Source organism: Mixta gaviniae (genome assembly GCF_002953195.1).
GTDB lineage: Bacteria > Pseudomonadota > Gammaproteobacteria > Enterobacterales > Enterobacteriaceae > Mixta > Mixta gaviniae.
Window position 1 is genome coordinate 2,982,735 of record NZ_CP026377.1, and the last position, 13,502, is coordinate 2,996,236.

Consider the following 13,502-nt stretch of genomic DNA (forward strand, 5'->3'; position numbering starts at 1 on the left):
CGTCATGCCAACAACACTGGAATTACTGGAAGAGCATCGCCTGTTTGGCGGCTGGCAGCAGCGCTGGCGTCATCACTCGTCGGTGCTGGGCTGCAATATGACCTTTGGCATTTTCCTGCCGGGGCCGAAAAGCGATACCCCGCCGCCGGTGGTGTGGTGCCTGGCAGGCCTGACCTGCACCGATGAGAACTTCGCGGTTAAGTCAGGCGCGCAGCGCGTGGCGGCGGAGCTGGGCCTGGTGCTGGTAATGCCGGATACCAGCCCGCGCGGCGAAGACGTGCCGAACGACGACGCCTACGATCTCGGCCAGGGCGCAGGCTTCTATCTGAATGCGAAGCAGGCGCCCTGGCGCCAGCATTTCCGTATGTATGACTACCTGAACGAGGAGCTGCCGACGCTTATCGCCAGCAACTTCAAGGTCAGCGATCGTCAGTCGATCATGGGGCATTCGATGGGCGGCCACGGCGCGCTGGTGCTGGCGTTGCGCAATCCGCACCGCTTCGCCTCGGCGTCGGCATTCGCGCCGATCGTTAATCCCGCTTCGGTACCCTGGGGCGTGAAAGCGTTCAGCGCCTATCTGGGCGAGGATCGCGAGCAGTGGCAGCAGTATGACAGCTGCCTGCTGATGCAGGCGTCGTCGGCGCAGCTGCCGGTGCTGATCGATCAGGGTGACAGCGATCAGTTCCTTGCCGATCAGCTGCAGCCGGAACGGCTGGAAGCGGTGGCGCAACAGGCGAACTGGCCGCTGACGCTGCGCATTCAGCCGGGCTACGATCACAGCTACTTCTTTATCGCCTCGTTCGTTGAAGATCACCTGCGCTTCCACGCGCAGCATCTGCTGGCATAAAAAAGCGCGCCCTGTTGTTCATCAGGGCGCGCTGCGCGGATCTCCAGGGCGGCCGCGGCCGCCCTTTTCCCTTTCTCAGAAGTTGTAATCCATCGCCAGGAAGTAGCGGCGGCCATCCTCGTTGTAGCCGTAATCGTCGCGGCTGAAATCCTTATCCAGCAGGTTCTGTACGCCCGCGCGCAGCTTCACCGCTTTGGTCGCCTGCCAGCTGGCGCCGCTGTTCCACAGCACATAACCGCCCGGCGTGACACCGTCATCATTCAGCGTACGACGCTGACCGGAGTAGTTCGCCTGCAGATAGAGGTTCCAGTCGCTCAGCGGCGTCCAGTCCAGCGTGCCGTTGGCGGTATGCAGCGGCAGCTCGCGCAGCGGCTTGTTGCCGCCGTTGCTGAGATCGCGTCCGTCGCTGTAGGTGTAGTTCAGCGTCAGCTTCCAGCTGTCATTAAACGGCACCTTCAGCTCGGTTTCGAGGCCAGTAATGCGCGCTTTGTTGACGTTGTAGTAGCGGAACATCGGGTTACCGTTCTCATCCGGGCCGACATAGTTGCTGTAGCCGGGCGCCAGGGCTTTGTTGGAAGTGCGCGAAATGCTGATCATATCGTCGACGTTGTTCTGGAAAGCGGTCACGCTGCCGGTGACGCCGTCGAGCCAGCCCTCATCACCGCGCCAGTAAAGCCCCAGCTCAAAGCTTTCGCTGGTTTCCGGCTTCAGATCGGGGCTGCCGACGATAGAGCAGCTGCCGCGGCAGGATTGGGTCTGCCAGTCGGGGCTGAGCTGCAGCAGCGACGGCGCTTTAAATGCATTGGCCCAGCCGCCTTTTACCGTCAGGGTATCGCTGGCGTTCCACACCAGATAGAGACGCGGGCTCCAGTGATCGCCGTAGGTTTCGTGATCGTCCATGCGCACGCCGCCGGTCAGCGCCAGCGACTCCAGCAGCCGCCACTCATCTTCAACAAACAGCGCATACTGGCTGGCGGAGGTGCTGCCGCCGCCTTTCAGGTTGACGCTGTCGCTTAGCTTATCGTGACGCCATTCGCCGCCGAAAGTCAGCAGCTGGTTGATCTCCATCAGCGGCAGCACCAGCTTGCCGTCGAGGCTGTTATTGCGCGAGGTGATAACGTCGCTGGCGTAGTTATCGATCTTATCGCCGTAGAAGCGCAGCTCGGTATTGCCGAAGCCCCAGCGGCCGTTATGGCTCAGGCTGTAGTTCTGACGCTCGACGCGGTTTTTATCCAGCGAGTCGGAAGCGCGATCCTGACGGTCGAAGCCGTAGCCGAAGCCGATCTCCTGATTATCGGCGGGCGTCAGGGTGAATTCGGCGTTGCCGTTGCGGCTGGTATAGCCCTCAATGCGCGGCGAATCGCCGTTAGAGGGCGCGTCATCTTTTTCGCGCTTGCCGAGGTTACCGTACACCTTCACCCCGAGCAGGTCGTCAATCAGTGGGCCGCTGGTAAAGACGTTGCCGTTGTAGCTGTCGCCGCGATCGCGATGCGCCTGCAGCGTGGTGTCGGCGCTCAGGGTGCCGTGCCAGGCTTTGCCCACCTTGCGGGTGATGATATTAACCACCCCGCCCAGCGCGTCGGAGCCGTAGAGCGATGACATCGGCCCGCGCACCACCTCGATACGTTCAATGGCATCGACCGGGATCCAGTTGAGGTCGAAATCGTTATGGCGGAATACCGCGTTGCGCGAGCTGACGCGTTTACCGTCGATCAGGATCAGGGTATAGCTGCTGTCCAGCCCGCGCAGGCTGACGCCCTTACGGTTATCCCCTTCGTCGGTGAGCTGTACGCCCGGCACTTCGCGCAGTACGTCGCGCAGGTTTTGCACCGGCTTGCGCTTAATCTCTTCGCTGGTGATGACGCTGATGCTGGCTGGCGCGTCCTGTAAGTTGATCTCATTTGCTGAGGCGGTGACCACCATCGTATCGTTGTGATCTTCCCCGGCGGCGTAAACCGGCAGCGCCAGGCAAATAACAGACGTGCAGAGGCCTGCGCGCATCACAGCATTTAAGCGAAACATATTTCTCTCCATGAGGTAAAAGTCACAAAAATAAATTTACGCTCATGCCCACATTGAAAAGGCGCAACCCGGCGCCTGCAAAAAAGAAGGTGTTTAAAACGGAATCAATCTATTTATTATTGGTGGAATAAATTGCCTGCTAATTTATTTATTCCACCCTTTCTGCTGCGCCTGCGAATAATAAGAGTATGCAGACGCGGCGAAACTTACAGCCCTGGCTCCGCCACTAGTCCGTCAATCAACACCTGCGGCGTGCCCTGCGAGCAAAGCTCGATGCGGCCACGCACGCCATAGACCTCGGCAAGACTCTCGGCGGTGATCACCTTTTCCGGCGCGCCGTCAGCAATCAGGCGGCCCTGCTGCAGCATTAATACATGTTCGGCGTGACGCAGCGCAATATTAATATCATGCACCACCACTACCGTGACAATATTGCGCCGCCGCGTTTCGCGCCGCACCAGATCCATCACGTGAAACTGGTAATTTAAATCCAGCGCGCTTAACGGTTCGTCAAGTAATAATAAGTGCGGACGCCGAATTAACGACTGTGCCAGCCCCACCAGCTGCTTTTGCCCGCCGGAAAGCTGATCGAGATAGCTTAACGCCAGATGGGCGATGCCCAGCTGCTCCAGCAGCGCCATCACTTCCGCTTCGCTGGCCGCGCCGCCCTGGCCGCCGGAAGCGCGCTGGGCGACGATGATCGACTCCAGCACGTGGAGATGCACGCCGGCCGGCAGCGATTGCGGCAGATAGACCACCCGCTCGGCGCGACGGGCGAACGGCAGACCCATCAGCTCTTCGCCGTTGAGCCACAGCTCGCCGCGCGCCTGATTCAGCCCCGCCAGCGCGCGCAGCAGCGTCGATTTGCCGCAGCCGTTCGGCCCCAGCAGCACGGTGATTTTGCCGCGCGGCAGCTGCGGCACGTTCAGGTTTTCAATAACGTTGCGCTTCGGATAGCCGGTATGAAACGCGCGGATCTGCAGGCCTTCCATCAGACGTTCCCCGGTTGCGCAGAATAATGGTCAGGAAGAACGGCACGCCCACCAGCGAGGTGACGATGCCGACCGGAATAATGATGCCCGGGATCAGGTTTTTCGAGGCGACCGACGCCATCGACAGCACCAGCGCGCCGGTTAAGGCACTGGCGGGCAGATAGTAGCGGTGATCTTCGCCGAAGATCAGGCGCGCGATATGCGGCGCCACCAGGCCGATAAAGCCAATCGGTCCGACAAAAGCCACCGCCAGCGCGGAAAGAATGCTGATACGCAGCAGCGTGCCGAGACGCAGGCGGCGCACGTCGATGCCGAAGCTGACGGCGCGATCTTCGCCGAGGCGCAGCGCGGTCAGCTTCCAGGCGCTTTTTAAGGAGAACGGCAGCAGTATCAGTACCGCGAAGCTCAGGATCGCCAGCTTCTGCCAGGAGGCGCGCGCCAGGCTGCCCATGGTCCAGAACACCAGCCCCTGTAGGGTATCTTCGCTGGCGATAAACTGCAGCATCGATACCAGCGCGTTAAAGGTGAACACCAGCGCAATGCCGAACAGCACTACGCCGGAGGTAGCGACGCGCGTCCAGCGCGTGACGCCATCCAGCATCAGGGCGGCGAACAGCGCAAAGATAAAGGCGTTGCCGGAGATAAACCACTGGTCGGGGATGCCGGGGATGCCGATGCCGAGAATGATCGCCAGCGCGGCGCCGAATGCCGCCGCGGACGAAACGCCGAGGGTAAAGGGGCTGGCGAGCGGGTTATTGAGGATGGTCTGCATCTCCGCGCCGGCCAGGCCGAGCGCCAGGCCCACCACCACCGCCATCAGTGCATAGGGCAGACGGATTTCCCAGACGATCACCCGCGTACCGGCATCGACGCTGTCTGGCTGCAGCAGCGTATGCCATAGCGTATCCAGCGTCAGGCCGGAGGGACCCAGGGTAAAATCGAGAACCAGCGAAGCGAGGATCGCCAGCAACAAAACGCTCATCAGCAGCAGGCGCTGGCGTAAAAGCTGGCGGTAGCGTCCCATTACCTGCGCGGGCGGCGCGCTGTGGGAAACCTGCGCAGAATCATGTGTCACACTCATGTTAAATCCTGTCAATATCCGTTCTGTCAGACGCGGCGGGCCCGCCTTTAACGGCATGCGCCGGCGCCTTCACGGCGGCGCTGCCCGCTCCGCTCTTCCGCTGGCGTCAAAAAGGCGTAACGGTAAGGGCTGGAACAATAAAACAAATGATAATGCTTATCAATGCAATTTGTAACATCCGCGTTGCCCATAAAAAAGGCGCGACCTGCGTCGCGCCTTGATTATCATCGAAATGGCCTTAACGGTTACTCACCGAAGCGCGGAAATTCCATATCCTGGTAGCGTACAAAGCGGGTGCGGCGCGCCAGCTTGTAGCCGAACCAGATCAGCAGGAACAGCGGGATACCGATATAGGTGGCGGCCACGCCGTACCAGTCGATGGTGTCCGACAGGAACGCCTGATAGTTCTGTCCGAGGGTAATAATCAGGCAGAGAATAAAAGCAAAGATCGGACCGAGCGGGAAGAAGCCGGAGCGATAAGGCAGATCCGCCAGACTGTGCCCCTGCATTTCATAGCCGCGACGGAAGCGATAGTGGCTGATGGCGATCCCCAGCCAGGCGATAAAGCCGGTCATCCCGGAGGTGTTCAGCAGCCACAGGTAAACCTGCTGGTTGCCGAATTTCGAGGTGAGGAAGCAGAGCGCGGCGACCACGGTGGTGGCGTAGAGCGCATTGCGCGGCACGCCGTTTTTCGACAGCTTAGCGAAAATACGCGGCGCTTTGCCTTCGCTGGCCAGCGTAAACAGCATACGGGTAGAGGCATACATGCCGGAGTTGCCCGCCGACAGCACCGCGGTCAAAATCACCGCGTTCATCACCGCCGCCGCAGAGAGCAGGCCCGCATGCTGGAACACCAGCGTGAAGGGGCTGACGCTGATATCTTTCACGTCGTTGCGCAGCAGGCTCGGGTCAGTGTAAGGGATGATCAGGCTGATGATCAGGATGGCGAAGATATAGAACAGCAGGATGCGCCAGAAGACCTGACGCACCGCGCGCGGAATGTTTTTCGCCGGATCTTCCGATTCGCCCGCCGCAATACCGATAAGTTCGGTACCCTGAAAGGAGAAACCGACAATCATCGCCACGCCGATCATCGCCGAGAAGCCGCCGGCAAACGGCGCTTCGCCAATGTGCCAGTTTTGCCAGCCGGCGCTTTCGCCGCCGCGCAGAATACCGACGATCATCAGCACACCGATGGCGATAAAAATAATCACGGTAGTCACTTTGATCAGCGAGAACCAGTACTCCGCTTCGCCGAAGCCCTTTACTGAAATGTAGTTCAGCAGGAACATCAGGCCAAGGAACAGGGCGCTCCAGATCCAGCCCGGCGTATCCGGGAACCAGTAACTCATCACCAGCTGTGATGCCACCAGGTCAACGGCGATAGTGACCGCCCAGTTGTACCAGTAGTTCCATCCAAGCGCGAAGCCAAAACCCTCTTCGACATATTTGGCACCATAGGTGGAGAAAGAGCCGGAAACCGGCATAAAAGCCGCCAGTTCGCCGAGGCTGGTCATCAGAAAATAGACCATCAGGCCGATCAGCGCGTAGGAGAGCAGCGCGCCGCCCGGCCCCGCCTGGGAGATGGTGGCGCCCGAGGCGACAAACAGCCCGGTGCCGATAGAGCCGCCGATGGCGATCATGGTTAAATGGCGCGCTTTCAAAGCGCGCTGCAACCCAGGTTGTTGTGTTGTTTTTTTATCCTGAACCATATTTAAACGCTGTAAATGGGTAAAAATGAGGCGCGATTGTAGCAAGCTGTTCGGTCAAGTATAGCGATAACCTGCCGTTATAAGTTACCTTCATGATGCGGCCGCGATTATTAGCAACGGCCCGCGTCGCCGCGTTTGCTACTCGCGACAGTAGCTGAGAAAGCGCGCCAGCGCGCGCGAGATATGCTTCTGCCGGTGATGGATGCGGTAGAGCGTGCGCGACAGCGTCGGCAACGGAATCGCCACCTCTACCAGCGAGCCGGTTTCCAGCTGCTCGGCGATCACCCGGCGCGACAGGCAGCTGATGCCCATGCCGTGGCGTACCGCATGCTTGATCGCTTCCGAGTTGCCCAGCTCCAGCGCCAGCTGAAACTGCGGCAGATGCGACAGCAACAGATAATCGACGATTTCCCGCGTGCCGGATCCCTGCTCGCGCAGGATCCAGGGCGCGGCGGCGAGGCTTTCCAGCGTTACCGGCCGCTGCAGCAGCGGCGCATCCGGCGCGGCGAACACCACCAGCTCATCCTCCAGCCAGGGTTCGCTGACGATGTCGTTCAGATGACAAGGCCCTTCGATCAGCCCCAGGTCGACGCGAAAGTCGGCTACCGCGTTAATCACGTCCTGGCTGTTGCCGACGCTCAGCTCCAGCGGCAGTTGCGGATAGTCGCGCCGCCAGACGGCGAGCATGCCGGGCAGCAGGTAGTTGCCGATGGTGCTGCTGGCGTAAAGCCGGATGGCGCCGTTATCCTCACGAAACAGCTGTTCGATATCGGCGGCCTGCTCCAGCAACCCCACCGCGCGCGGATAAAGCAGGCGGCCATGCTCATTCAGCACCAGCCGTTTGCCGACGCGATCGAACAGCTGCACCCCAAGCTGTGCTTCGAGATCGGCCAGCGCGGCGCTGACCGCCGACTGCGACAACGCCAACTGCTGCGAAGCCTGGGTCGTCGAGCCGCTTTTCAGCACCTCGGTGAATACTTCTATCTGACGCAGCGTAATGTGCATGGCGTTTTCCCTAGGCCATAAAATGTCTGACGCACCAGACGATCACCGCCAGCCAAATCAGCAGCACCATCGCCAGCCCAACGCGGCTGACCACCTTTTTACCTTTACGCCGCCGCTGCTCCGCCTGCGCTTCGCTGCTGAGGCGGATCTCTTTCGGCAGCAGGCGCAGCAGCAGCATCACGCCGAGCGGCACGATGATCGCATCATCCAGCAGGCCGAGAATGGGGATAAAATCGGGGATCAGATCGATGGGGCTAAAGGCATAGGCCACCAGCACGCCGGTCATTAGCTTCAGCCACAGCGGGGTGCGCGGATCGCGGCAGGCGAACCACAGCGTGAGCGAATCTCTCTTAATAAGCCGCGCCCAGCGGCGTAATCGACCAAACATAGTTTCTCCGCGCTATACCACTTATATCGATTAATAATAAATATATAATCAATTTCTCTTTTAAGCCAGCGATGGGCAGACTCTTCGCAACAGAGAGGAGTCGAACTATGGCTGAATTAACCTTTACCAAATCGCATCTGTCCCCGACCCGCTGGCTGCCTGGCCTGCTGCTGACGGCGGCAATCGCCACCGTCGCGCTGCTGGCGGGCGCCCAGCCTCATGTCGCCGCGCTGGGCCTGAGCGCGCTGACGCTGGCGATCGTTCTCGGCATAATACTCGGCAATACGCTTTATCCGCGCCTGCATCGCGCCTGCGACAGCGGCGTGCTGCTGGCCAAACAGCGACTGCTGCGGCTCGGCATTATTCTCTACGGCTTTCGTCTTACCTTCCAGCAGATCGCTGACGTGGGCGTCAGCGGCGTGCTGATCGACGCGCTAACGCTCAGCTCCACCTTTCTGCTCGCCTGCTGGCTGGGCCGCCGCTGGCTGCGACTCGACAGGGAGACCTGCTGGCTGATCGGCGCCGGCAGCAGCATCTGCGGCGCGGCGGCGGTGCTGGCAACCGAACCGGTAGTGAAAGCTCAGGCGTCGAAAGTGGCGGTAGCGATCGCCACGGTAGTACTGTTTGGCACGCTGGCGATTTTTATCTATCCCCTGCTCTGGCCGCTGGCGCACCAGCTCTGGCCTGAACTGAGCGCGACGCAGTTCGGCATTTACACCGGCTCGACGGTACATGAAGTGGCGCAGGTGGTCGCGGCGGGCCATGCGATCGGGCCGGAAGCGGAAAACGCGGCAGTGATCGCCAAAATGTTGCGGGTGATGATGCTGGCTCCGTTCCTGCTGCTGCTCGCCGCGCGCCTGCAGCGGCTGACGCCGGGCGGCCACGGCGAGAAGCGCGCCCTGCCCTTCCCGTGGTTCGCGCTGCTGTTTATCGTCGTGGCGCTGTTTAACTCGCTGCATCTGCTGCCCGCCAGCTGGATCGCCGCCATCAACGCGGTCGATACGCTGCTGCTGGCGATGGCGATGGCGGCATTAGGGCTGACGACGCACGTCAGCGCGCTGAAGCAGGCGGGCGTGCGCCCGCTGCTGCTGGGGGCGCTGCTGTTTATCTGGCTGATAGTCGGCGGCGGCGCGCTTAACCTGCTGGTTCACCATTTCATGCCGCTGGCGCATCAGTTATCATGACCGGTTTGCTCAGGTCAGGTCATTAACAGGAGAACGGCATGAAATTTATCGGCGCCCATGTCAGCGCGGCAGGCGGAGTGGATCAGGCGGTGCAGCGCGCCCATGAACTCGAAGCGACCGCGTTTGCGCTGTTTACCAAAAACCAACGTCAGTGGCGCGCAGCCGCGCTGACGCCGGCGACCATCAGCGCCTTTCGCAACGCCTGTGAAAAGTATGGCTACAGCAGCGCCCAGATCCTGCCGCACGACAGTTTTCTGATTAACCTCGGCCATCCGCAGGCGGAGCCGCTGGAAAAATCGCGCGCCGCCTTTATCGATGAGCTGCAGCGCTGCGAACAGCTGGGCCTGTCGCTGCTTAACTTCCATCCCGGCAGCCATCTGAATCAGATTGATGAAGCGGACTGCCTGAAGCGCATCGCCGAATCGATCAATATTGCCCTGGATAACACCCACGGCGTTACCGCCGTGATTGAAAATACCGCCGGTCAGGGCAGCAACCTTGGCTACCGTTTCGAGCATCTGGCGGCGATCATCGACGGCGTTGAAGATAAATCGCGCGTCGGCGTCTGCATCGATACCTGCCACGCCTTTGCCGGCGGCTACGATCTGCGAAGTGAAGCGGACTGCGAAGCGACTTTCGCCGAGTTCGATCGCATCGTCGGCTTCCGGTACCTGCGCGGCATGCACCTTAACGACGCGAAAAGCGCTTACGCCAGCCGCGTCGACCGCCATCACAGCCTGGGCGAAGGCAATATCGGCACCACGGTGTTTAGCTGGCTGATGAAAGACAGCCGCTTCGACAATATTCCGCTGGTTCTGGAGACCATCAATCCCGATATCTGGAAAGATGAGATCGCCTGGCTGAAGTCGCAGCAGCGCGACGCGGCCAGCGTCGAATAAGCCGCGGCTTACGCCGGGGCATGACACCGGGCAGACGGCGCACGCCGTCTGCTTTTTATTGCCGTGGCGGTGCGGCAAAAGATTAAAACCGCTGAAGTATCACCGCATCACGCCGATAAAGGATGCTGATTTCGTCTACAGGGAGTACCACATGAAACGCTCTGCTTTGCTGCTGCTGGCTGCAGCCATCGCCGCACCCGCCGGCGCTGAGACCCAGCCGAAAACCATCAAGTCCGTCTGGGTCAACCCGTTTATGATTATGCGCCTGCATAACCAGATCAATATGGTCACCAACCTCACCTTCAGCGATGAACGCCAGGTGCAGCGCTGGTCGGCGATTGACTGTACTCAGCGTAAGGCTTACCGACTCTACTGGGATCTGCTGGATAACCAGGGCCTGAAGGAACACCGCTTCTACGGCGAGAACCTGGCCCGCTACGCGCCGCCGCAGCCGGCGCCGGAGACCACGCCGGAGCAGATCGCGCAGCTCTGTGACGCGAAGATTAAAGAAGCGGAGTGGGTCTACGTTGAGAAAAAGAACCGCTGGGACGTGCCCACGCTTATCGACCGCGCTAATATTGTGCGGGCGGGCGAGAACCTCGTGGTTCGTGTTGGCTTCGGCTACGATAAAATCAGCTGGGATCCCCCCTACGACGCGCCCTATAATTTCAAAATTGAGCTGCATTTGTACCACTGCGGCAATAAGGCGGATAAAGTGGTTGGCGCGCTGGATGTTGACCCGCAGGGGCGCGTCACCGATGGGCTGGTTGATAAAGAGGCTATCCGCCGCGCCGACAGTTTTGAGAACACCCCGGCAACCGTCGCCGCGTTTGACGCCATCTGCCGGCTCCCCACCCCCGGCGACTATCGCGGTCTCGGGCGCTACGTCAGTAAAAGCGCCCCTGCCGATGATTCTCTGCTGCGGCCGATGCTGCCACAGTTCGGCGATAACTCAACCCAGTGGCTGGCGCAGTTCCCGCTTGATGCGGCATTGACCGCGCAGGCGCAGGGGCTGGTGAAAAACTGGGCGATGCCGAAATTTCATCGGCTGCGCTGGACGGAAAGCGGCACCAGCGGCGATAAGGTGAACTATACCCTCGACGCACGCCCCGATGGGCTGCTGGTGCGCCTGGAAGACTATCGCCTGTTCAAGGGGCAGCGCATCATGCTCGCCAATGCCATCCAGCTGCAGTCCGCCCTCTCTATCAGCCATGTGCCGAATCAAACCCGCTCGCTGCAGACCACGCTGCGTTTCCCGCTCTATCAGGGAGAGCGCTACGTCACCACGGTTGAAGATGGCGATGTGGGCGAGGAGAAAAAGCTTAACCGGCTGACCGAGCGTTGCGAAGTGATGGAAAAAGGGGATGCGCGCGCGCTGAATGCCGCCTTTAGCGGCAGCTACTGGCGCGTCAGCTGCGAACAGGAAAACGATGAGGGCAAGGTGAAAACCGAGTCGGCATTTTTAAACGATCTGAATATTTTTCTGCCGCTGCAACGCCATGTGAAAGGCAAAATGATGCCGGTGGCGCTGAGCGACGTCAGCATCAGCCGCTAGCTTATCTTCGGGTTGTGCTGCCCGATATCTACTGCCAGTTTATCCGCCGTCAGATAAAAAAAATGCCAGCCCGCGGGCTGGCATTGTTATCGCCGGAAGAGAATCAGGCTTTCGCCAGCTCCGACTCAGGACGCTTCAGTACCGCATAGGCCACGCCCGCCAGCAGCGTACCCACCACGATGGCCAGCAGATAGCCCAGCACCGGCGTAATGGCGCCCGGGATCAGCAGCACGAACAGACCGCCGTGCGGCGCCATCAGTTTCGCGCCGACCATCATGGAGATGGCGCCGGTAACCGCGCCGCCGACGATGCAGCACGGCAGCACGCGCATCGGATCGCGGGCGGCGAACGGAATCGCCCCTTCGGAGATAAAGCACAGGCCCAGTACCAGCGCCGCTTTACCGCCTTCCTGCTGTCCTTTGTTGAATTTCTTACGCGCCAGCAGCGTCGCCACGCCCATCGCCAGCGGCGGCACCATGCCCGCAGCCATAATCGCCGCCATCGGCGCGTAGGTCTGAGAACTCAGCAGACCGACGCCGAACGCATAGGCCACTTTGTTAATCGGACCGCCCATATCGGCGCACATCATGCCGCCCAGAATCGCGCCCAGCAGTACCGCGTTAGCCGTACCCATGTTGCCCAGCCAGTGCGTCAGGCCTTCCATAATTTTCGCCACCGGCGTGCCGACCACGTAAATCATCAGCAGACCGGTGATCAGGCTCGCCACCAGCGGGATAATCAGGATCGGCTTCAGCGCCTCCATGCTCTGCGGCAGCTTCACTTTGCTGCTGAGGAACTTCGCGGCGTAACCGGCGATGAAACCGGCAATAATGCCGCCAAGGAAGCCGGCGTTGATGCTGCTGGCCAGCATACCGCCGATCAAGCCCGGCGTCAGGCCAGGGCGGTCGGCGATGGAGAAGGCGATAAAGCCTGCCAGTACCGGCACCATCAGCGCAAACGCCGTGCCGCCGCCGATCTGCATCAGCGCCGCCGCCAGCGTGCCCTGCTCTTTAAACGCGGTGATGCCGAAAGCGAAGGAAAGCGCGATCGACAGACCGCCCGCCACCACCATCGGCAGCATATAGGAAACGCCGGTCAGCAGATGACGATAGGCGCCCGCGCGCTCCTGCTGCTGCTCGCCGTCGCTGGCGGCGCCCTGCGCGTTACCTTTCGGCTGATAAGGACGCGCTTCCGCCAGCGCTTTATCGAACTCCTGCGCGGTTTTCTTCAGCGCCAGGCCCGTTGAGGTGCGGTACATCGGTTTACCAGCGAACTTCGCCAGATCCACTTCGATATCGGCCGCAACGATCACCAGATCCGCCTCCGCCACTTCCTGCGGAGTGATAGGGTTACCTGCACCCACCGAGCCGCGGGTTTCCACTTTTACCCACCAGCCGCGTTTCTTCGCTTCGGTTTCAATCGCTTCGGCCGCCATAAAGGTGTGCGCCACGCCGGTCGGACAGGCGGTGATAGCGACGATACGTTTGGCACCGGTTGGCGCCGCCGCGCTCACCGGTGCGGCGATCGGCTCAGCGGCCGCCGCCTGCCAGGGTTGCGCTTCCGCTTTGGCACGGGCAAGGAACGCCTGCGGATCGCGCAGCGCCTGGGCGGCGTTGCCCTGCCATACCGCTTTGCCGTTCAGCGCGCTATCAGTTGGCATGCGATCGCCCAGCGCGATCACCAGCTCAGCCTCTGCCGGGTTTTCCACCAGCGTCAGGCCGGCTTTGCCCGCCGCCGCCGCGATAAGTTGTTTTGCCATATAACCTGAGGCGAGCCCCAGCGAAGGATCTGTCATCAGCAGCGTTTTCATTATGCCT

Annotated in this window: 10 protein-coding genes and 1 pseudogene; 4 read left to right on the plus strand and 7 right to left on the minus strand. The window is 60.7% G+C overall.

All coding sequences use genetic code 11. The annotated features are described in order from the left end of the window. Positions 1 to 4 precede the first annotated feature (4 nt). Complete coding sequence (gene fghA, locus C2E15_RS13920) at positions 5 to 847, plus strand: S-formylglutathione hydrolase (protein WP_104957899.1); 843 nt, start codon at positions 5 to 7, stop codon at positions 845 to 847. 75 nt (positions 848 to 922) lie between these two features. On the opposite strand, the gene cirA is transcribed toward fghA, so the two are convergent. From cirA to C2E15_RS13950, 6 genes and pseudogenes are all read right to left on the minus strand, one after another. Further along, positions 923 to 2,869 carry a catecholate siderophore receptor CirA gene (cirA, locus tag C2E15_RS13925; RefSeq protein WP_104957900.1) on the minus strand — a complete coding sequence of 649 codons (1,947 nt, stop codon included), beginning with the start codon at positions 2,867 to 2,869 and terminating at the stop codon, positions 923 to 925. 206 nt (positions 2,870 to 3,075) lie between these two features. Continuing rightward, positions 3,076 to 3,861 (minus strand): ABC transporter ATP-binding protein, encoded by a 786-nt coding sequence (locus tag C2E15_RS13930; protein ID WP_104957901.1) that lies wholly within the window; start codon positions 3,859 to 3,861, stop codon positions 3,076 to 3,078. Between the two features lie 7 nt (positions 3,862 to 3,868). Continuing rightward, positions 3,869 to 4,942: pseudogene (locus C2E15_RS13935) on the minus strand (FecCD family ABC transporter permease); the annotation flags it as partial. 245 nt (positions 4,943 to 5,187) lie between these two features. Beyond that, positions 5,188 to 6,654: an amino acid permease gene (locus C2E15_RS13940; RefSeq protein WP_104957902.1), complete on the minus strand. Its 1,467-nt coding sequence runs from the start codon at positions 6,652 to 6,654 to the stop codon at positions 5,188 to 5,190. A 138-nt stretch (positions 6,655 to 6,792) separates the two neighbouring features. Beyond that, on the minus strand, positions 6,793 to 7,659 hold the full coding sequence (yieE, locus tag C2E15_RS13945; protein ID WP_104957903.1) for a DNA-binding transcriptional regulator YeiE: 867 nt from the start codon (positions 7,657 to 7,659) through the stop codon (positions 6,793 to 6,795). Between the two features lie 10 nt (positions 7,660 to 7,669). Further along, positions 7,670 to 8,047 (minus strand): YkvA family protein, encoded by a 378-nt coding sequence (locus tag C2E15_RS13950; protein WP_104957904.1) that lies wholly within the window; start codon positions 8,045 to 8,047, stop codon positions 7,670 to 7,672. Between the two features lie 107 nt (positions 8,048 to 8,154). On the opposite strand from C2E15_RS13950, the gene C2E15_RS13955 reads away from it, so the two are divergent. From C2E15_RS13955 to C2E15_RS13965, 3 genes are all read left to right on the plus strand, one after another. Further along, positions 8,155 to 9,231 carry a YeiH family putative sulfate export transporter gene (locus C2E15_RS13955; protein WP_104957905.1) on the plus strand — a complete coding sequence of 359 codons (1,077 nt, stop codon included), beginning with the start codon at positions 8,155 to 8,157 and terminating at the stop codon, positions 9,229 to 9,231. A gap of 38 nt (positions 9,232 to 9,269) precedes the next feature. Next, the gene (nfo, locus tag C2E15_RS13960) at positions 9,270 to 10,130 is read left to right on the plus strand and encodes a deoxyribonuclease IV (RefSeq protein ID WP_104957906.1); all 861 of its coding nucleotides are present in this window, start codon (positions 9,270 to 9,272) and stop codon (positions 10,128 to 10,130) included. A 151-nt stretch (positions 10,131 to 10,281) separates the two neighbouring features. After that, positions 10,282 to 11,685 (plus strand): hypothetical protein, encoded by a 1,404-nt coding sequence (locus tag C2E15_RS13965; RefSeq protein WP_104957907.1) that lies wholly within the window; start codon positions 10,282 to 10,284, stop codon positions 11,683 to 11,685. A 103-nt stretch (positions 11,686 to 11,788) separates the two neighbouring features. On the opposite strand, the gene fruA is transcribed toward C2E15_RS13965, so the two are convergent. After that, the gene (gene fruA / locus C2E15_RS13970; RefSeq protein WP_104957908.1) at positions 11,789 to 13,495 is read right to left on the minus strand and encodes a PTS fructose transporter subunit IIBC; all 1,707 of its coding nucleotides are present in this window, start codon (positions 13,493 to 13,495) and stop codon (positions 11,789 to 11,791) included. Positions 13,496 to 13,502: the final 7 nt, after the last annotated feature.

Bases quoted from the DNA above. Each gene is read 5' to 3' on its own strand.
- fghA (WP_104957899.1), top strand. From the start codon at position 5: ATGCCAACAACACTGGAATTACTGGAAGAGCATCGCCTGTTTGGCGGC.
- cirA (WP_104957900.1), bottom strand. From the start codon at position 2,869: ATGTTTCGCTTAAATGCTGTGATGCGCGCAGGCCTCTGCACGTCTGTT.
- C2E15_RS13930 (WP_104957901.1), bottom strand. From the start codon at position 3,861: ATGGAAGGCCTGCAGATCCGCGCGTTTCATACCGGCTATCCGAAGCGC.
- C2E15_RS13940 (WP_104957902.1), bottom strand. From the start codon at position 6,654: ATGGTTCAGGATAAAAAAACAACACAACAACCTGGGTTGCAGCGCGCT.
- yieE (WP_104957903.1), bottom strand. From the start codon at position 7,659: ATGCACATTACGCTGCGTCAGATAGAAGTATTCACCGAGGTGCTGAAA.
- C2E15_RS13950 (WP_104957904.1), bottom strand. From the start codon at position 8,047: ATGTTTGGTCGATTACGCCGCTGGGCGCGGCTTATTAAGAGAGATTCG.
- C2E15_RS13955 (WP_104957905.1), top strand. From the start codon at position 8,155: ATGGCTGAATTAACCTTTACCAAATCGCATCTGTCCCCGACCCGCTGG.
- nfo (WP_104957906.1), top strand. From the start codon at position 9,270: ATGAAATTTATCGGCGCCCATGTCAGCGCGGCAGGCGGAGTGGATCAG.
- C2E15_RS13965 (WP_104957907.1), top strand. From the start codon at position 10,282: ATGAAACGCTCTGCTTTGCTGCTGCTGGCTGCAGCCATCGCCGCACCC.
- fruA (WP_104957908.1), bottom strand. From the start codon at position 13,495: ATGAAAACGCTGCTGATGACAGATCCTTCGCTGGGGCTCGCCTCAGGT.